Source organism: Herbidospora cretacea (assembly GCF_001570605.1).
GTDB lineage: Bacteria > Actinomycetota > Actinomycetes > Streptosporangiales > Streptosporangiaceae > Herbidospora > Herbidospora cretacea.
This window is the reverse complement of sequence record NZ_BBXG01000006.1, coordinates 107831-126082: the sequence shown is the minus strand read 5'-3', so window position 1 is coordinate 126082 and position 18252 is coordinate 107831. Positions and strand designations below refer to the sequence as shown.

The window sequence follows — 18252 nt, the reverse complement described above, 5'->3', positions numbered from 1 at the left end:
CAAGGAAGTGTAGAGCGTCTCAACCTGCCGCGACCTGCACGCGCTACTTCTTGGCCTTCTCCACCGCGCCGCTGTCGGTGCTGAGGGCGGCCACGAAGGCCTCCTGGGGGACCTCCACGCGGCCCACCATCTTCATGCGCTTCTTGCCCTCCTTCTGCTTCTCGAGGAGCTTGCGCTTGCGGGAGATGTCGCCGCCGTAGCACTTGGCGAGCACGTCCTTGCGGATCGCGCGGATGTTCTCGCGGGCGATGACCCGGGCTCCGATGGCCGCCTGGATCGGGACCTCGAACTGCTGCCTGGGGATCAGTTCCTTGAGCTTCTTGGCCATGTCGACGCCGTAGGCGTAGGACTTCTCGCGGTGGACGATGGCCGAGAACGCGTCGACCGCCTCGCCCTGGAGGAGGATGTCGACCTTGACCAGGTCGGCGTCCTGCTCACCGGAGGGCTCGTAGTCGAGGGAGGCGTAGCCTCGCGTCTTCGACTTCAGCTGGTCGAAGAAGTCGAAGATGATCTCGCCCAGGGGCAGCGTGTAGCGGATCTCGACGCGGTCCTCGCTCAGGTAGTCCATGCCCTGGAGCTGGCCCCGGCGGCCCTGGCAGAGCTCCATGATGACGCCGATGAACTCCGACGGCGCCAGAACGGTGGCCTTGACGACCGGCTCGTAGATCTCGGCGATCTTGCCCTCGGGGAACTCCGACGGGTTGGTCACCGTGTGCTTGGTGCCGTCTTCCATGATCACGCGGTAGATGACGTTGGGCGCGGTCGAGATCAGGGCCAGGTTGAACTCGCGCTCCAGGCGCTCGCGCACGATCTCCATGTGGAGCAGGCCGAGGAAGCCGCAGCGGAAGCCGAAGCCCAGCGCGGCCGACGACTCGGGCTCGTAGACCAGGGCGGCGTCGTTGAGGCGGAGCTTGTCGAGGGCCTCGCGGAGCTCGGGGAACTCGTCGCCGTCGATCGGGTAGAGACCGGAGTAGACCATCGGCCTCGGGTGGGCGTAGCCGTCGAGCGCCTTCTCGGCGGGCTGGGCGGCCGAGGTGACCGTGTCGCCCACGCGGGACTGGCGGACGTCCTTCACGCCGGTGATCAGGTAGCCGACCTCGCCGACGCCCAGGCCCAGGGCGGAGGGCAGCGGCTCGGGGCTGATGACGCCGATCTCCAGCGTCTCGTGCTGCGCCTTGGTCGACATCATGAGGATGCGCTCGCGCTTGGACAGGTGACCGTCGATGACGCGGACGTAGGTGACCACGCCCCGGTAGGTGTCGTAGACCGAGTCGAAGATCAGGGCCCGCGCGGGGGCGTCGGCGTCGCCGACGGGGGCGGGGACCGTCTCGACCACGTGGTCGAGCAGTTCCTTCACGCCCACACCGGTCTTGCCCGAGACGCGCAGCACGTCGGACGGGTCGCAGCCGATCAGGTTGGCCAGCTCTTCGGCGTACTTCTCCGGCTGCGCGGCCGGGAGGTCGATCTTGTTGAGGACCGGGATGATGTTGAGGTCGTTGTTCATGGCCAGATAGAGGTTGGCCAGCGTCTGGGCCTCGATGCCCTGCGCCGCGTCGACCAGCAGGATCGCGCCCTCGCACGCCTGGAGCGACCGCGACACCTCATAGGTGAAGTCGACGTGGCCGGGCGTGTCGATCATGTTGAGCACGTGGCCGTTCCACGGCAGCCGCACCGCCTGCGACTTGATGGTGATGCCGCGCTCGCGCTCGATGTCCATGCGGTCGAGGTATTGAGCGCGCATCGATCGGTCGTCGACGACACCGGTGATCTGCAACATCCGGTCGGCAAGCGTTGACTTGCCATGGTCGATGTGCGCGATGATGCAGAAATTGCGGATCAACGCGGGGTCGGTCTGGCCGGTCTGAGTGCGCACCGAGGTCCGTTTCAGCAGGGTTTGAGGCGGTCGTCGGCTGGCGAGGCAGCCACCCTCCATGGTGGCATGTCCCCATGCTTGCCTCGACCACGCGCCGCCGTGCGGTGCTCGGCTTATTGATCGTCGTGGCCGTTCCGCTGGTGCTCGCGGTGACCGGGATGGCCGTTCTGCGGGCCGACTACCTGGGCACTCCCTCGGCCTCGGCGCGCTCGGCGGGGACCGACGCGCTGTGGATGGGGCACATGTGGGTGGACGGGCGGCGTACCGAGAAGGATCTCCAGGAGCTCAGGCCGCGCCTCACCCACATGCGGGACCTGTTCGTGCACACCGGGCCCTACGGCCCGGACGGGCGGCTCGACCCGAATCTCCACCCCAAGTCCCGGGATTTCCTGACCTGGGTGAGGGCCCAGGTCCCCGGAGTGCGGGTGCTGCCGTGGCTCGGCCAGACGGTCAACGAGGACGACCAAGGGTTCCTCGACCTCGACGACCCGGCCACCCGGGCGAACATCATCGCCGGCGCCAGGGAGATCGTGGCGCTCGGCTACGACGGGGTCCACTACAACTTCGAGCCGGTCCCGGACGGCGACGCCTCCTACCTGAAACTGCTCGACGAGACCCGGGCCGCCATCCCCAACGCCCGCATCTCCGTCTCCAGCCACCAGATCGAGCCCTTCCCCGGCGCGGTGACCGGCTGGAACGCCGTGGTGGGGCACGGCAAGTACTGGTCGGAGCCCTATTTCAGGACCGTGGCCGAACGGGTCGACCAGGTCGCGATCATGACCTACGACTCGTGGACGCCCCTCCAGACCGTCTACGGCGGCTGGGTGGCCCGCCAGGCCCGCAAGGCGTTCGCGCTGGCCCCCGAATCGACGGGGGTGCTGATCGGCGCCCCGGCCTACCACGACCACAAGGTCGGCGTGAGCGACTACGCCGAGAGTGTCGAGATGGCCGCCGAGGGCCTGCGGCTGGTGATCAGCGAGACCCCGCGCGAGGACACGGGCCTGGCCCTCTACGTCGACTTCGCCGCCACCGAGGAGGATTGGCGGGAGTACGAGAGCTCATGGGTCCGCCCCACGAACTGAGTCCTGGTAGCCTAGATAACTGCGTATGGCACGCCCTCTCACGAGCCAGCGCGGCCCATACCAAAACCCAGACTTCATTTCGAGGCTTCTTCGTGGCGAACATCAAGTCCCAGATCAAGCGCAACCGGCAGAACGAGAAGGCCCGGATGCGCAACAAGGCCGTCAAGTCGTCCCTGAAGACGGCTGTCCGCAAGTTCCGCGAGGCCGCCGAGGCCGGCGACGCCGCCGCGGCGTCCGCGGCGATGCTGGTGGCCAGCCGCCAGCTCGACAAGGCCGTGAGCAAGGGCGTCATCCACAAGAACCAGGCCGCCAACCGCAAGTCGGCGATCGCCAAGCGCGCCGCCGCCCTCGCGGCCAGCTAGGCCCTGCGTTCCCACGCTTCCGGAAGCCGTGTCCCGAATCACCGGGACACGGCTTCCGCGTTTCATGGGCGGGGATGCCGCGATTCAACCCGTAATATGTCACGTTTTCGATATCACATTGGCATCGCCGCAGCGTACCGGCTAGGTCACCGTCTTCCCTGACCCGTCGTCAAGGGTTCGCACTCCCCTATCGTGTGCCGCACAACGGCGAAAACGATAGGAGTCGGTTCATGCGGGGGCGTATTCCGCTGGTCCTGCGGCGCGCTCTCAGCCAGCCGCTCCTGCTCGTCGCCGCGTTCGGCTCGATCCTGCTGGCCACCACGGCTCTCGTGGCGCTCATCATGTACGCCGTCACCGTCGCCGAGGTCGGCGTCCGCCGGAGCATGGAGACGGCTCCCATCAAGACCACCTCGGCCAGGGTGACGACTCCGGTCGACGCGACGTCCTATCCCGAGCGCGACGCGCTCATCCGGAAGAAACTCGCCGAGACCTACGGTGACGTGCCCGCCGAGATCACGGTCGGCATCCGGTCGGACTCCTACGCCATGCCGGGCCAGGAGAAGCTGGAGCAGCCCGAGCTGACCCGGTTCGCGACCTACCAGAACTTCGACCGGCACGCCCAGCTCGTCGACGGCGCCTGGCCGGCCGCCTCCCCGTCGGGGACGGTCGAGGTCGCGCTGTCGCAGCCGGCCGCGCAGGCGATGAACCTGGCCACCGGCGCGACCTTCACCATCACCGGACGGCTCGACAAGAAGCCGGTCGACGTGCGGGTCAGCGGGGTCTACCAGCTCGACGACCCCTACAGCGACCGGTGGAACGGCGACGAGCTGCTGCGACGCGGCTCGGAGGTCCGCAACTACACCACGTTCGGGCCGATGATGGTTGAGCCGGGGACGTTCGTGCAGCGGTTCGCGACGAACGTGACGGCGACCTGGTTCGTGGTGCCCGACCTGCGGGACCTGCCGCGCGAGGAGCTGCGGCCGTTCGCCGGGTCGGTGGCGGGGCTGAACGACGAGCTCAAGAAGGACTGCACGGGCTGCTCGGCCAGCAGCAACCTGCCCGAGATGCTGGGCCAGCTCGACCAGGCCGCGCTCGTCGCCCGGTCGACGATGCTGGTGCCGGTGCTGCAGCTGCTGGTGCTGGCGGCGTACGCGCTGATGCTGACGGCGCGGCTGCTGGCCGACCACCGCCGCATGGAGGTGGCGCTGCTGCGCTCGCGCGGCGCCGGGTCGCTGCGCCTCGGGCTGCTGGCGGGGGCCGAGTCGCTGCTGGTCGCGCTGCCGTGCGCGATCGTCGCGCCGTTCCTGGCGCCGCCCCTGCTGACGCTCATCGGGTCGCTGCCGTGGCTGCGGGCCACCGGCGTGCGGCTCACCCCGACGCCGGACCTGTCGACGTTCCTCGTCTCGGCGGGGGTCGCGGTCGCGTGTGCCGTGCTGCTGGCGCTGCCGGCGTTGCGGGGGGCGCGGCGGACGTACATAGAGGAACAGTCCTCGCGGGGACGCGGTGAGAAGCAGGGCATCATCCAGCGCGCCGGCGGCGACCTGGTCCTGCTCGCGGTCGCGGCCCTCGCGGTCTGGCAACTCCAGCGGTACGGAGCTCCGGTCACGTCCACGACGAGCGGCGGGCTCGGCATCGACCCGCTGATCGTGACGGGACCGGCACTGGCCCTTCTGTGCGGGGGCATGCTGGGCCTGCGGCTCGTCCCGATCGTCTCGGGCATCGCCGAACGGTGGACGAGCCGCAGGTCCAGTCTCGCGCCGGCGCTGGGCGCCTGGCAGGTCAGCCGCCGCCCCATGCGCTACTCGGGGCCGGTGCTGCTGCTGACGATGGCCATCGCGATCGGCGTGGTGTCGATCGCGACCGCCGCGACCTGGCGCGGCTCCCAGATCGACCAGGCCCGCCACATCGCCGCCGCCGACCTGCGGGTCGCCGGGCCGGTCTCGGGCGCCGAACTCGGCTCGCTCGGCCGGGGCAGCGCGTACGCGGCCCTGCCCGGCGTCACCGGGATCAGCCCGGTCTACCGGGGCACGATCGAGACGGGCGACGACGACGCGGTGTTCCTGGCCGCCGACGCGGGCCGGCTCGACGGGCTGCTGCACCTGCGCCCCGACCTGACCGCATTGACCGTGCCGGAGCTGGCGGGCGAGCTCACCTCGGCCCGGCCCGACCCGGCCTCGATCGAGATTCCCGGCGAGCCCGCCGCGCTGAAGCTGGGGGTCCGGCTCACGCTCGACGACCCGGCCCGCGCGGCCGGTTACACGAACCTGTCGCTGAGCCTGGTCGTCCGCGACCGGCTGGGCGCCCGCGCCGAGGCGCGGACCGGCCTGCTCACCCCCGACGGCGAGCTCCACCAGCTCACCGCCGACCTGAAGGCGCTGGCCGGGCGCTCGGGTGCGATCGCCTACCCGCTGACGGTGGAGGGCGTGCTGCTCGACGTGCCGATCCCGCCCGAGGGCAGCCCGATCACCGTGGCCGTCGACACGGTCACCACCGACGCCGGGGCCGCGCTGACCGCCCCGGCCTGGTCGGTGGCGCAGCGCGGCAAGCAGAACCTCGGCAAGCCCGCGGTCACCCCCGGCGGGTTCCTGACGCTGAAGACCGACCGGCCCAAGCCGCACCCCGCCGACGTGCCGGTCGAGGGGGAGCACCTCGCGATGGCGCCCAGCCCGGTCGCGCCCCAGGCGCTGCCGGTCGCGGTCACCGCCGACCTGGCCGCGAGCGCGAAGCTCGTGATCGGCAGGACGACGACCATGGCGATCGACGGGGTGCAGACCCCGGTGACGCCGATCGCCGTCCTGGACGCGATGCCCGGGACCGAGGGCGACCAGCCGGCCGTGCTCGCCGACCTGGAGACCGTCCAGGCCGGGGACCTCGCCGGGGCGTACGTCCCCCATCAGGCCACGGAGTGGTGGCTGGCCACCGACGGCCCGCGCGCCGAGGCGGAGATGACCAGGCACCTCGAATGGGACCAGACGATCGTCTCGCGGGCCGCGCTGACCACCCAGCTCCAGGACGACCCGCTGGCCAGCGGCCTGCAGGGCGCGCTGATCCTCGGCTTCGCGGCGGCGCTGGTCTTCGCGGTGCTCGGCTTCCTCGTCAACGCGGCGGTCGCGGCCCGCGAACGCACCACCGAGTTCGCGCTGCTGCGCGCGCTCGGGGTGAGCTTCAACCAGGTCTTCGGGCTGCTCGCCGTCGAGCAGACCTTCATCATCGGGCTGTCCCTGCTGGGCGGTACGGCGCTCGCGGTCGCCGTGGCCACCCTCGTCGTGCCGCACATCGTGCTCACCGGTCAGGCGACCGCGGTGACACCGGGCGTGCTGCTGGACATCCCGTGGGGCGCGACGGCCGCCCTGCTCGCAGCGGTGGCGCTGCTGCTGTTCGCGGTGGTCGCGGGCCTGGCCCGCACGCTCCGCCGCCAGGGTCTCGGCCGCGCGCTGCGCATCGGGGAGGACTGAGTGAACGTCTGGCAGCTCGTCAAGGTGCACCGGGCCGCCGCCCTGGTGCTGGCGCTGCTGGCGCTTTCCGCGTCGCTGCTGCTCGCGGCGTTGCCGAGAGGGTTCGAGACGGCCTACGACGAGGCCGTGCACGGCATGCTCCGCGACGTCTCCGCCCAGCAGACCGACCTGGACGTCACCGCCCGGCCGCTGTCGGCCGAGGCGCTGATCGGGAATCCGGCCGACTTCGAGACCCGCTACGCGGAGTTCGCCAAGCACCTGCCCCGGGACCTCCGCGAGGCCGTCGTCCCGCTCGGCCAGGGCACCTCCCACTTCTCCGCCAAGACCACCGGCACCCCGGTCGACACCCGTCTCGACGGCTCCAAGGGGGCCTCGCACGAGTACGTCGACTTCGCCTGGGTCCCTGCCGCGGCCGACCGGGTGACGTGGGTCGAGGGCACCCCGCCCGGCCCCTCGTCGACGCTCGCCCGGGTGCCGGGCCACCCCGAGCTGCGGAACCTCAAGGTGATCGAGATCGGGCTGGTGACCGAGGCCCGCGACAAGATGAAGATCGACGCCGGCGCGGTCCTGCTGCTCGGCAACAGCTACCCGGTCGTGGCCCGCGTCACCGGGATCTACGAGGTCGACGACCCGGCCGACCGGTTCTGGGAGCACAACTACGAGGTCACCCGGGCGATCATCCGGCCGATCCCCGGCGACACCGAGAGCGAGTGGCTGACCACCGGCCTGGTGAGCGACGAGGGCCTGGCCAGCCTCGACGAGCGGCGCGAGCTCAGCTACTCGTGGGTCTACGGACTGGACCGTGACGCGGTCAGCGCCGCCGACTCCGGGGCGATGATCGCCCAGGTCGACGACTACTCCCGGATCCTGACCGACCTGGCCGGCGGCCCCTACAGCAGCATGTTCACCACCCTGCGGTACGAGCTGGTGACCGGCCTCGACCTGGTCCTGACCGACTTCCTGAGCGTGCTGCGCACCGCCGAGACGCTGCTCTACCTGCTGCTCGGCGGGCTCGCGGTGGTGTCGATCGGGGTGCTGGCGCTGGCCGTCCAGCTGCTCACCGAGCGGATGCGCACGGCCCTGTCCCTGGTGCGCGCCCGGGGCGCGTCCCTCGGCCAGGTCGTGCGGACCGGGGCGGCGGTGATCGCGCTGGCCGTGCTGCCCGCGACCCTGCTCGGGTACGGCCTGTCCTACCTGGTGCCCGGCCCGGCGACGCTCGTCGGGCACCTGGTGCCGGTCGTGCTGACCCTGACGACGGTCCTGTTCGCGGTCGGCCGGCTCGCGCTGGCGCACCGGCGTCCCCTGAAGGACACCCGCGCCGACGTCGTGTCGGCACGGTCTTCGCCCCGCCGCGTCGCCCTGGAGGTCCTCGTGGTGCTCCTCGGGCTGGGCGGGGCCTACCTGCTGCGCTCGCGGGGGGTGGCGAGCGACGCGCAGGAGCTGGGCGCCGACCCGTTCCTGATGCTCGCGCCCGCCGGGCTGGCCCTGGCGGCCGGGATCCTGACCCTGCGCCTCTACCCGCTGCCGCTGCGGCTGTTCACCAGGATCGCCGGACGGCGGCCGGGCGCGGTCCCGTTCCTCGGCCTCACGCTGGCCGCCCGGTCGCGCGGCGGGGCGGCGCTGCCGGTGCTGATCCTGCTGCCCGCGCTGGCCGTGTCGGTGTTCGGGGCGCTGGTCTCCGGCGCGATCGGCGACACCCAGAGCCGGGCCGCCTGGCAGGACGTCGGCGCGTCGGCCCGGGTCGAGCGGTCGGCCGAGATCCCCGAGGACGTGGTGGCCAGGGTCGAGGCGCTGCCCGGGGTGAACTCGGTGGTGCGGGCGGGCAAGGGCAACGTCCAGGTCGGGATCGGCGGGCTCCGCGCCACGGTGCTGTCCATAGACCTGAAGGACTACCGCGAGCTCGTCGCGGGCTCGCCCCTGACGGTGCCCGACCCGCCGCGCGGGCTCGGCATCCCCGCGCTGATGTCGAAGACGCTGACGCCGTACAAGGAGCTGGAGATCGGGTGGCACACCCGGATGAAGGTCCGCAACATGGGCCGGCTCGACGAGCTCCCCGGGCTGTCGTTCCCCGGCGAGAACCTCATCGTGATGCCGTTCGACGGGCCGAAGAGGGCGGGGCTGCGGACGTACACGAACATCCTGCTCATCGACGGCGACGTCGACCGGGCGACGCTGGAGCGCACGGTGGGCCTGAACGACGCGGAGATCGAGACCTACGCGACGTCGCTGGTCGACGTGCGGGACACCCCGCTGACCGGCGCCATCACGCTCGCCTTCACCATCGCCACCGTGGCCATGGGCGTCTACGCGCTGATCGCGGTGATCGTGGCCCTGGTCATCGGCGCGGCCGACCGGACCAAGGCGCTGTCGTTCCTGCGTACGCTGGGGCTGTCCCAGCAGCAGGCCCGCACGCTGACCGTGCTGGAGGTGGCGCCGCTGATCGTCCTGACCGCCGTGGCCGGTCTCGCGCTCGGCCTGGTGCTGCCCCTGGTGCTCGGCCCCGGCCTCGACCTGTCGGCCTTCGCGGGCCTGGCCGTCACCGACTTCCCGCTGACCTTCACCACGCCCGCCCTGCTGGCCGCGGGCCTGACCGCCGTCTCGATCCTCGGCGCCTTCGCCCACGCGACCGCCGGCCGCCGCGTCACCACCGCACTCCGAGTGGGGGAATCCTCATGACCACACTGTCCGACCTGGAGGCCCAGGCGACCCGGCGCGCGCCCGCGTTCGGCGAGCACGCCCACATCCTGTGCGACAACCTGGTCCGCATCTACAAGACCGAGGGCGTGGAGGTCGTCGCCCTCCAGGGCCTGGACCTGCTGATCGAGAAGGGTGAGCTGATCGCGATCGTCGGCGCGTCGGGCTCGGGCAAGTCGACCCTGCTGAACGTGCTGTCAGGCTTGGACGTGCCTACGGCGGGCCTGGCCCGGGTGGCCGGGATGGACCTGCTGTCGATGACGGCCAAGGACCGGCTGCGCTACCGCCGCTCGGTCGTCGGCTTCATCTGGCAGCAGACCGCGCGCAACCTGCTCCCCTATCTGACCGCGCGCGAGAACGTCATGCTCCCCATGAAACTGGCCGGGAAGAAGGCCGGCCGCGACCGCGCCGACGAGCTCCTCGACCTGCTCGGCGTCGCCGACTGCGCGCCCCGGCGACCGGGCCAGATGTCCGGCGGCGAGCAGCAGCGGGTGGCCATCGCGGTGGCCCTGGCCAACTCCCCCGAGGTCATCCTGGCCGACGAGCCCACGGGCGAGCTCGACAGCGACACCTCCGAAGAGGTGTTCGGCGCGCTGCGCCGGGCCAACCGGGAACTGGGCGTGACCGCCGTGATCGTGACCCACGACCCCCTGGTGTCGGAGCAGGTCGACCGCACGGTCGGCATCCGCGACGGCCGCACCTCCAGCGAGACCCTGCGCCGCACCTCCGAGGACGGCGACGTGATCGCCGAGGAGTACGCGGTCCTCGACCGGGTGGGCCGCCTGCAGCTCCCCCGCGACTTCACGAACGCGCTGGCGATGGAGCGGCGCGTACGGCTCGAACTCGAGCGCGACCACATCGGGGTGTGGCCGGCCGGCGCTGGTGAGGAGAACGGCGATTGACTACTCCCCGCGCCGAAGGACGGGGGCTCCGGCCCTCGCGGGCCGGGGTTCCTGCTTCACGGCCGACCGCACCCGGGAGGACCCCGAATGTCTGACGTCGGCTCCACAGGCGGACACGGCACGACCTGCCGCCAGGATGTTCTTCGCGGCGTTGACGTCCCGGTCATGCCGGGTGCCGCAGGACGGGCACTGCCACGTCCGGGCGCTCAAGGACAACGAGGCGAGCAGGTGCCCGCACGCACTGCAGGTCTTGGAACTGGGGAACCAGCGGTCGACCACGATCAGGCGACGGCCGTGCTTTGCGGTCTTGTACTCCAGCATGCGGCGAAAGGCACCCCACCCGCAGTCGGAGATCGCCTTGGCCAGGGGCCGGTTGCCGACCATTCCCCGCACGTTGAGGTCTTCGATCACGATCAGGTCGTGGTCGCGGACCAGCCGGGTGCTGGTCTTGTGCAGGAAGTCGGCCCGGGCCGCGGCGACCTTGCGGTGGGCGCGGGCCACCTTGGCCCTGGCCTCGCCGCGGTTGGCCGACCCTCGCTGTTTGCGGGCCATGCGCCGCTGGTAGTGGGCCAGGTTCCGCTCACGCCTGGCCAGGTGGCGCGGGTTGGCGATCTTCTCGCCGTCGGACGTGACCGCGAAGTCGGTGACACCAAGGTCCACCCCGACCGCCGCGCCCGCGGCCGGGGCCTGCTCCGGATCGGCTACGTCCATCGCGAGAGACGCGTACCAGCGTCCGCAAGGGTCTTTCGAGACGGTCACCGTGGTCGGGTCGAGTGCGGCGGGGTCGACGTCGGGCCAGGACCAGACGAATGCCAGCGGGACATTCATCTTGGCCAGGGTCAGCGTTCCGTCGCGCCATCGGAAGCCCGAGCGGGTGTATTCGGCGCTCTGCCGCCCATTGCGGGACTTGTGTCGCGGATGGCGGGCGCGGTCGGCGAAGAAGTTGCTGAACGCGACCTGCTGGTGGCGGATCGCCTGGTGGAGGGGAACCGAGGACACCTCGTTGAGCCACGCCAGATCGTCGAAGGCTTTCATCGCGGTCAGATACGCGTTGGCCTGAGTGAAGTTCGTCTTCACACATTCGCCGTGGTAGCGGGCGCGCCGCCAGGCCAAGGTTCGGTTCCACACCACGCGCACACAACCGAACGTGCGGTTCAGCACCGCGGCCTGTTCGGGGGTGGGGCAGAGCCGAACTTTGTAAGCCGTACGCACGTTCGAATCATAACAGAAGGTAATGGTTCCCATACACGGTGCGCTGTCGTGCCGCGTCTCCCGGCCCTGAAGGACCGGGTTTCCCCAGTGGAGAAGTTTTGATGAGCGAACCGCTTGTTGTGGTCGAAAGCTTGCGGAAGGTCTACCCGCGCGGGGTCGAGGCGTTGCGGGGGGTGTCCTTCACCGCCTCCCCCGGCGAACTGGTCGCCGTCCGCGGCCGGTCGGGGTCGGGCAAAACGACCCTGCTCAACCTGCTCGGAGGCCTCGACGCGCCCACCGAGGGCCGGGTCTTCGTCAACGGAAAGGAGGTCACGGCCCTTCCCGAGGCGGGCCTGCTGGAGCTGCGGCGCGACGTGATCGGGTTCGTGTTCCAGTCGTTCGGCCTGATCCCGGTGCTGTCGGCGGCGGAGAACGTGGGCGTCCCCATGCGCCTGAGCCGCACCGCCCCCGCCGAACGGGACGAACGGGTGAAGGCGCTGCTCGCGCTGGTCGGCCTGGAGGCCCATGCCAACCAGCGGCCCTACGAGCTGTCGGGCGGCCAGCAGCAGCGGGTGGCGCTCGCCCGGTCCCTGGCGAACCGGCCGAAACTGCTGATCGCGGACGAGCCCACGGGCCAGCTCGACTCGCAGACGGCCCGTCAGATCATGCAGCTCATCCGGGCGCTGGTCCGCAGCGAGGGCGTCACAGCGGTCGTGGCCACCCACGACCCCAGTTTGATCACCTTGGCCGACCGGGTGCTGGAACTACGAGACGGCGTCTTCCTGGAAGCAGAACCAGCGGCTTCGGCCACGCCGTGATGACGCCGGAGCCGGTCTGAGCCTGGCCGAACGGATGCCGGCCTCCTTGCACCCGGCGCTCCGCCAGAGCCAGGGTTGATCCGAAGTGGCCTCCCGATCGCCGTCGTCTGATCCTGGCCTGGCCATCTCGGCGAGCCAGGAGGCGGCTTCTACAGCCATGACTGGATGACGTCCAGGTCAGCGACGGTGAGACCGGTGGCAGGGTCGACGGTGTGGATCAAGGCGTCGGCGGGGTGGTGGCGGGCGATCCAGCGGCGGTCGAGGTCCGTGGTCTCGTCGTCGACCCAGACGAAGGGGCGGCCCTCTGCCCACTCGACCAGGTGGGCGGTCTTCCAGTGGAGTTCGCCCCAGTGGTCGGCGTCCGGCCAGTCGACGTAGGGGAGGCCGGGCAGGCCGAGGACCGGGGCGATCACGTCGTTGGCGTGGGACGTCCAGGTGGTGGCCCAGACCAGTTCGCAGGGCAGGGCGGCGAGCCGGGGACCCAGGCCGGGGTCGAGTCGGGCCAGCAGCGGGCTCGCGCCCTCGGGCACGTGGGTGTTCCTCGCGGGGTGCCAGCCGCCGAAGGGGATCAGGGGGCCGTCGACGTCCAGGAACAGGATCGGCGGACGGCGCATGCCGCCGCTCAGCGGCCGTTCCGGCTGCGGACGACGGTCTGGACGGTGTTCTCCAGGGCGTAGGCGGCGTCGGTTCCGCCGCCCTTGACCTGTTCGTCGGCCGTCGCCACCGCCTGGATGGCGCGGGACAGCCCTTCGGGGCCCCAGCCGTTGAGCTGGCGGCGGGCGTTGCGGATCTTCCAGGGTGGCATGCCCAACCGGCCGGCGAGCTGGTTCTCGTTGGCGTTCCGCGGAGCGCCGGACACCTTCGCCAGGCTGCGCAGCCCACCCGCCAGGGCACTGACGATGAGCACCGGGGCCACCCCCGTCGACAGCGCCCAGCGCAGCTGCTCCAGGGCTTCGGCGAGCTTGCCCTCGACCGCCATGTCGGCCACGTTGAAGCCGCTCACCTCGGCCCGCCCCCGGTGGTAGCGGGCCACGGCGGCCTCGCCGACCGTTTTCTCCTGGGTGTCGAACGCGAGCTGGCTGCACGCCGCCGCGAGCTCACGCAGGTCGCTGCCGACCGCGTCGAGCAGGGCGTGGGCGGCGGCGGGCGCGATCGCCCGGCCGAGGTTGCGGAACTCGTTGCGGATGAAGTCGATGCGTTCGCCCGCTTTGGTGAGCTTGGCCACCGTGACGACCTGCGCGCCGGACTTCTTCAGCCCGTCGACCAGCGCCTTCCCCTTCACCCCGCCCGGATGGACCAGCACGAGCGTCACGTCGTCGGACGGATGGGCGGCGTACTTCACCGTCTCGGTGATGACCTCTTTCGACAGGTCCTGGGCGTTGCGGATCACCACGACCGACCGGTCGCCGAACAGCGAGGGCGACATCAGCCGGGTCAGCTCGCCCGGCTCGACCTTCCCCCCGGTGAGATCGTGGACCTCGGCGGTGGGCTCCTCGGCGCGTACGGCGGAGACCACCGACGCGACCGCCCGGTCGGCGAGCAGTTCCTCGTCACCCGACACGAGCGTCACCGGCGCGGCGTTCCCCATCCCGGCAGCATGCCACATCACGGCCCCCGCGCGACCACGGCCAGCACGCCCTCCCTGGTCACGACCGCTATGTCCCCCTGTACGTCGGTGCGGTGGATCCGGTTGCCGAGCATGGTCAGCGTGTCGACCGTCGAGGTCGCGGGGTGGCCGTAGTCGTTTCCCGCGCCCACGCTGATCAGCGCCAGCCGGGAACGCGCGGCGGCCAGGAAGGCCGGGTCCTGGCGCGCGCTGCCGTGGTGGGGGACCTTGAGGATGTCGGCCTGCGGGAGTATCCGTACGAGAGCGGACTCCGCCTCGGTCTCCAGGTCACCCGCGAGCAGCGCCGACGTCCCGGGCCACTTGGCATGGAGCACCACACTGGCGTTGTTCAGCACCGCCCCCTCACCCGCGCCCTTGGGCGGCGCGTCCGGCGCGGGCGAGACCACGGTGAGCACCAGTTCGCCGAACTTCCAGGTGGTACCGGGCGTGACCACCCATTCCGGGACACGGCGGGCGGCGAGTTCCGGCATGGCGACCCGGCGCGGGCTGACCACGACGGCCCCCACCTGCCGGTCGCGCAAGACGCCGGCGAGCCCGCCGATGTGATCGGCGTGCGGATGGGTCAGCACGAGCAGCGGCACCGCCTCGATCCCGAGCCGATCGAGACACGCGTCGACGAGATCGGGCTCGGGCCCCGCGTCCACGACGACACCCTTCCCGTCCCCCGCGTCGAGCACGATCGCATCACCCTGCCCGACGTCACACATCACCATGAGCCACCCGCTGGGCGGCCAACCGGACACCACCGGCCCCGCCACGAGCGTCGCGACCAGCACCCCTCCCGCCACGGCGAGACTGACCCGCCTGGCCCCGCGATGCCACAGGGCGACCCCGATCGGCACGAGCAACGCCACCCCCACCAGCCCGCCGGGCCACCCGATGGTCGCCGCCGGCACGTCGGCCGCCCGGTCGGCGACCAGGATGATCCACCCGATGGCGAGCCCCGCCGGACGTGTGACGAGCTGAGCGAGATCCATGCTGATCGGCGCGATGATCGCGGCGACGAACCCGAGGATCGTGGCCGGGGCGACGGCGGGACCGGCGAACAGGTTGGCGGGGATGGCGACGAGCCCGATCTGCCCCGACATGAGCACCAGCACCGGCGTGACCGCCACCTGCGCCGCCGCCGGGACCGCGATGGCCTCGGCGCACCATTTCGGCATCCGGGTGGCCATCCGATCCCGCCAGCAGGGGGCCAGCAGGATGATGCCGGCGGTGGCGCACACCGAGAGCGCGAAGCCGTACTCCCTGGCCAGCCCCGGGTTGAACAGCAACAGCAGCAGCACGGCGACGGAGAGGGCGGACACGCCGTCCCGCTGGCGTCCGGCGCCGAGGGCGAGCGCGGCGACGGTCCCCATGACGAGGGCACGCAGCACGCTGGGCGAGAACCGCGCGACGAACGCGGACGCAACCATGGCGAGCACGACCAGCACGGCCCGCCAGACGAGCGTGAGCCCGACGGCCCGGCCCAGGAGCAGCACCGCCCCACCCATGATCGCGAGATTGGCCCCGCTGACCGCCGTGAGGTGCGAGAGCCCGGCGGTCTTGAAGTCGGCCTTGACGTCTTCGCTGAGATTGGTCACATCGCCGACGACCAGACCGGGGAGGAGCCCGCGTTCGGCCGGGCCGAGCACGGAACTGGCCTCGCGGAGACCGGCCCTGATGACGCCCGCCAGCCCATGTGAAGTCGACGGTGGCGTGAGGATCTGCGGCTCGCCCCGGGCCATGAAGACGGCCGCGAGCAACTCCCCCGGCTCCGCGACGCCGAGACGGCCGGAGACTCTCACGCGCTGGCTGGGGAGCAGGCTGCGCCAGGTGTCGCCGCGGGCGAAGACGAGCACCGGGGCGTCGAGCGTGAGGCGGTCGACGGTGACGACGTGGGCCTCGACGAAGACGAGGTCTCCTTTGGCGCGCGGGTCGGCGGCGATGACCAGTTCCGCGGAGACGGTGGCGTTCCGCTCCGCCATGGCGGCCAGCGGACCTGAGGTGACGCCATGGACCTTGATCCCGACGATGACCGAGACGGCACAGCCCGCGATGGCGGCCGCGACGAGCATCCTCCTTTTGGTCAGCGCGACGAGGCAGAAGACACCGGCGGCGAGGAAGGAGGCCCAGGCAGGCAACCCGATCAGGAAGAGCGCGGCCAGCCAGGCGACCACGGCGGGGACGACCAACTCGACAGAGTGACCCTGCCAGACATTGGCCGGTGGCGGGACGACCTCGTCGTCGGCGTCAGGCCGCTTGGGACGATACCGATCCCTCCGCTGCTGAACCCTGGTTCTCAGCCCCTCGACCAGTTCGAGCTTCAGCCGAGCGCCCATCAGAAGCCGACCTCCGGTGGGGACTGCCGGTTCGTCGTGAGGATGACAGATAGCCAGCCACGACTTCGACAGAACCGGCTACTCACTAGAACTCCGTTCTTTGCACCAGGGCTCGTAACTTCCACCGTGCTGCGCCGGCTTCGCCGACACCGGCCTAAGGAAGATCGCCGTCGGCGGCATGAGCGCGGGCGGCGGCCTCGCGGCCGACGATGGGTAGCGGCGGCGACAAATGGCCTCCTCCACCCAAAGACCGGTCCACCAACGAGGAGAGACAAAGGAGCAGCGGCTCCTCTTGATGCGCAACAGCCCGACGTCGACCCGAGACGACTATGAAACCCTCTCAACCACGAGCCCAGCTGTGACGGAAAAAGAACGGTGCAATAGACAGGCTTGCTGGCCACCTACAAACAAAGCGAATTGTCAACGCAGCATCACATGGCTGCACAAGGCCCAGCCCACTGCTCGACGCCTACGGCCCCATCAGCAGGGCGATCAGAGAACACCAGGGGGCATAAAGGAATACGATTCAGTCATACGAACAATAGATGGATTTGTCACAGCGTGACCTGGTCCTTCAGGTCGGCGAACTTCGCCTCTCCGATTCCCTCCACCTCGCGTAATTGCTCGATGCTTTGGAAGCCACCGTTGGTGTCCCGATATTCGACGATCCGTTGCGCCAGCACCTCCCCCACGCCGGGCAATTGGTCGAGCTGTTCGACCGTGCCCGTGTTGAGACTGACCACCCCCGACTCCGCAGCCACTGCCGGCGCAGCGGCCGCCGCCCCTGGCTCTCCCACGGCGATCTGCTCCCCGTCGATCACCCGACGGGCAAGGTTCAGCCCACCGGGATCGGCGTCCTTCTTGAGCCCGCCCGCCGCCATGATCGCGTCGACCACGCGCGACCCGAGGGGCAGAGCGATCACCCCCGGCCGCCTGACCTTGCCCGTCACGTAGATCGTCACCTCGGCCGTTGCAGGAGCCGATCGCGATGGTGAAGGCGCGACTGATGACCCGGTCATGGGAGTGGGCGCTGCCAGCGGCTCCTCACGTGGACGCGTCCAGATCGCGATGGACACCGCCACCAGAGCGGCCACAACGCCCACCAGGATCAGCCCTTTGACGCCCCGGCGGCCGGGATCGAGCGGACCGTCGAGGTCGTCTGCCAACTCGTCTTCGTCGGGAAGTGGCCACCTCGACAACGGCGGCGCCTTTCCGAACGAGGGCGGAATGCCACCGGGCACCAACGACGACGCGCCGTCTCGGAGATCGGTCGGCTGCTCGGGCTGGTAAGGGTCCCGGCCCCGAGGTCTCGCAGGTCGTGGCGCTCTGGATTCCGAATGCACCGGATATTTGGGCAGAGGCTGATCGGCCCCGAAAGAAGGCGGCGGCCGATCGACGATCTGGTTGAGACGCGCCTGCGCCACGGCCTGGCGACTTTCCCGCTCCCTGCTACGCACCCGGAGAAGGTAAAGCCTCACACAATGATCCCGCCCGCACAGCTCGCAAGTCTGTGGATAACCCACCAGAAACAAACCACCGCAATACCGACAGAGCGGAACTTAACGCCACCGTTTTCCCCAGCCCCAGTTCCAAGCCGGCAAGATCCACACATCCCAAAGAAGGAGAAATTGAACTCGACGCGCTGCACCTCCCACTCGCCACGAAAGTCGCACCGCAGAACGGATCGAAATCGATCGACACAAAAACCTTCAAGCCGTCGGCTCAGGCACCGAAACAGCCTAGGAAGAACTGCGTCCCCACTGCCAAACACCGGCCAACGACCAAGCAACTGGCCACAGAGCCGGCCATGAACCTCCACCCACCGCCCCATCAGGCACCGCCCCATCAGGCACCGCCCCATCAGGCACCGCCCCATCAGGCACCGCCCCATCAGGCACCGCCCCATCAGGCACCGCCCCATCAGGCA

12 protein-coding genes are annotated in these 18252 nt (G+C 70.4%); 6 read left to right on the top strand and 6 right to left on the bottom strand.

Annotated features, from left to right (window positions below; all coding sequences use genetic code 11):
• Positions 1 to 43 precede the first annotated feature (43 nt).
• A complete protein-coding gene (gene lepA, locus AW270_RS13255) occupies positions 44 to 1873 on the bottom strand; it encodes a translation elongation factor 4 (protein WP_061294443.1) in 1830 nt (609 codons plus the stop codon).
• 74 nt (positions 1874 to 1947) lie between these two features.
• Here lepA and AW270_RS13250 point away from each other — a divergent pair, with 74 nt between their 5' ends.
• From AW270_RS13250 to AW270_RS13230, 5 genes are all read left to right on the top strand, one after another.
• Positions 1948 to 2955 (top strand): glycoside hydrolase family 18 protein, encoded by a 1008-nt coding sequence (locus AW270_RS13250; protein WP_061294441.1) that lies wholly within the window; start codon positions 1948 to 1950, stop codon positions 2953 to 2955.
• A 92-nt stretch (positions 2956 to 3047) separates the two neighbouring features.
• Positions 3048 to 3317 carry a 30S ribosomal protein S20 gene (rpsT, locus tag AW270_RS13245; protein ID WP_061294439.1) on the top strand — a complete coding sequence of 90 codons (270 nt, stop codon included), beginning with the start codon at positions 3048 to 3050 and terminating at the stop codon, positions 3315 to 3317.
• 230 nt (positions 3318 to 3547) lie between these two features.
• Complete coding sequence (locus tag AW270_RS13240) at positions 3548 to 6772, top strand: FtsX-like permease family protein (RefSeq protein ID WP_061294437.1); 3225 nt, start codon at positions 3548 to 3550, stop codon at positions 6770 to 6772.
• Positions 6773 to 9448 (top strand): FtsX-like permease family protein, encoded by a 2676-nt coding sequence (locus AW270_RS13235; RefSeq protein WP_061294435.1) that lies wholly within the window; start codon positions 6773 to 6775, stop codon positions 9446 to 9448.
• Positions 9445 to 10368: an ABC transporter ATP-binding protein gene (locus AW270_RS13230; protein ID WP_061294433.1), complete on the top strand. Its 924-nt coding sequence runs from the start codon at positions 9445 to 9447 to the stop codon at positions 10366 to 10368. Before AW270_RS13235 ends, AW270_RS13230 begins: the two co-directional genes overlap by 4 nt.
• Here the strand turns inward: AW270_RS13230 and AW270_RS13225 are convergent, their stop codons facing one another.
• Complete coding sequence (locus AW270_RS13225) at positions 10369 to 11580, bottom strand: RNA-guided endonuclease InsQ/TnpB family protein (RefSeq protein ID WP_061294431.1); 1212 nt, start codon at positions 11578 to 11580, stop codon at positions 10369 to 10371.
• A 131-nt stretch (positions 11581 to 11711) separates the two neighbouring features.
• Between AW270_RS13225 and AW270_RS13220 the strand changes: the two genes are divergently transcribed.
• The gene (locus AW270_RS13220) at positions 11712 to 12377 is read left to right on the top strand and encodes an ABC transporter ATP-binding protein (RefSeq protein ID WP_245674695.1); all 666 of its coding nucleotides are present in this window, start codon (positions 11712 to 11714) and stop codon (positions 12375 to 12377) included.
• Positions 12378 to 12526: 149 nt separating this feature from the next.
• Here the strand turns inward: AW270_RS13220 and AW270_RS13215 are convergent, their stop codons facing one another.
• The 4 genes from AW270_RS13215 to AW270_RS41160 form a co-directional block, all read right to left on the bottom strand.
• Positions 12527 to 12991 (bottom strand): HAD domain-containing protein, encoded by a 465-nt coding sequence (locus tag AW270_RS13215; RefSeq protein ID WP_169807312.1) that lies wholly within the window; start codon positions 12989 to 12991, stop codon positions 12527 to 12529.
• Between the two features lie 8 nt (positions 12992 to 12999).
• A complete protein-coding gene (holA, locus tag AW270_RS13210) occupies positions 13000 to 13965 on the bottom strand; it encodes a DNA polymerase III subunit delta (protein WP_082801524.1) in 966 nt (321 codons plus the stop codon).
• Positions 13966 to 13982: 17 nt separating this feature from the next.
• Entirely contained in the window at positions 13983 to 16325 is a 2343-nt protein-coding gene (locus AW270_RS13205; protein ID WP_061294426.1) for a DNA internalization-related competence protein ComEC/Rec2, read from the bottom strand.
• A 554-nt stretch (positions 16326 to 16879) separates the two neighbouring features.
• On the bottom strand, positions 16880 to 17782 hold the full coding sequence (locus AW270_RS41160; RefSeq protein ID WP_245674694.1) for a ComEA family DNA-binding protein: 903 nt from the start codon (positions 17780 to 17782) through the stop codon (positions 16880 to 16882).
• Between the last annotated feature and the right edge of the window lie 470 nt (positions 17783 to 18252).

Bases quoted from the DNA above. Each gene is read 5' to 3' on its own strand.
- AW270_RS13250 (WP_061294441.1), top strand. From the start codon at position 1,948: ATGCTTGCCTCGACCACGCGCCGCCGTGCGGTGCTCGGCTTATTGATC.
- AW270_RS13240 (WP_061294437.1), top strand. From the start codon at position 3,548: ATGCGGGGGCGTATTCCGCTGGTCCTGCGGCGCGCTCTCAGCCAGCCG.
- AW270_RS13230 (WP_061294433.1), top strand. From the start codon at position 9,445: ATGACCACACTGTCCGACCTGGAGGCCCAGGCGACCCGGCGCGCGCCC.
- AW270_RS13215 (WP_169807312.1), bottom strand. From the start codon at position 12,991: ATGCGCCGTCCGCCGATCCTGTTCCTGGACGTCGACGGCCCCCTGATC.
- holA (WP_082801524.1), bottom strand. From the start codon at position 13,965: ATGGGGAACGCCGCGCCGGTGACGCTCGTGTCGGGTGACGAGGAACTG.
- AW270_RS13205 (WP_061294426.1), bottom strand. From the start codon at position 16,325: ATGGGCGCTCGGCTGAAGCTCGAACTGGTCGAGGGGCTGAGAACCAGG.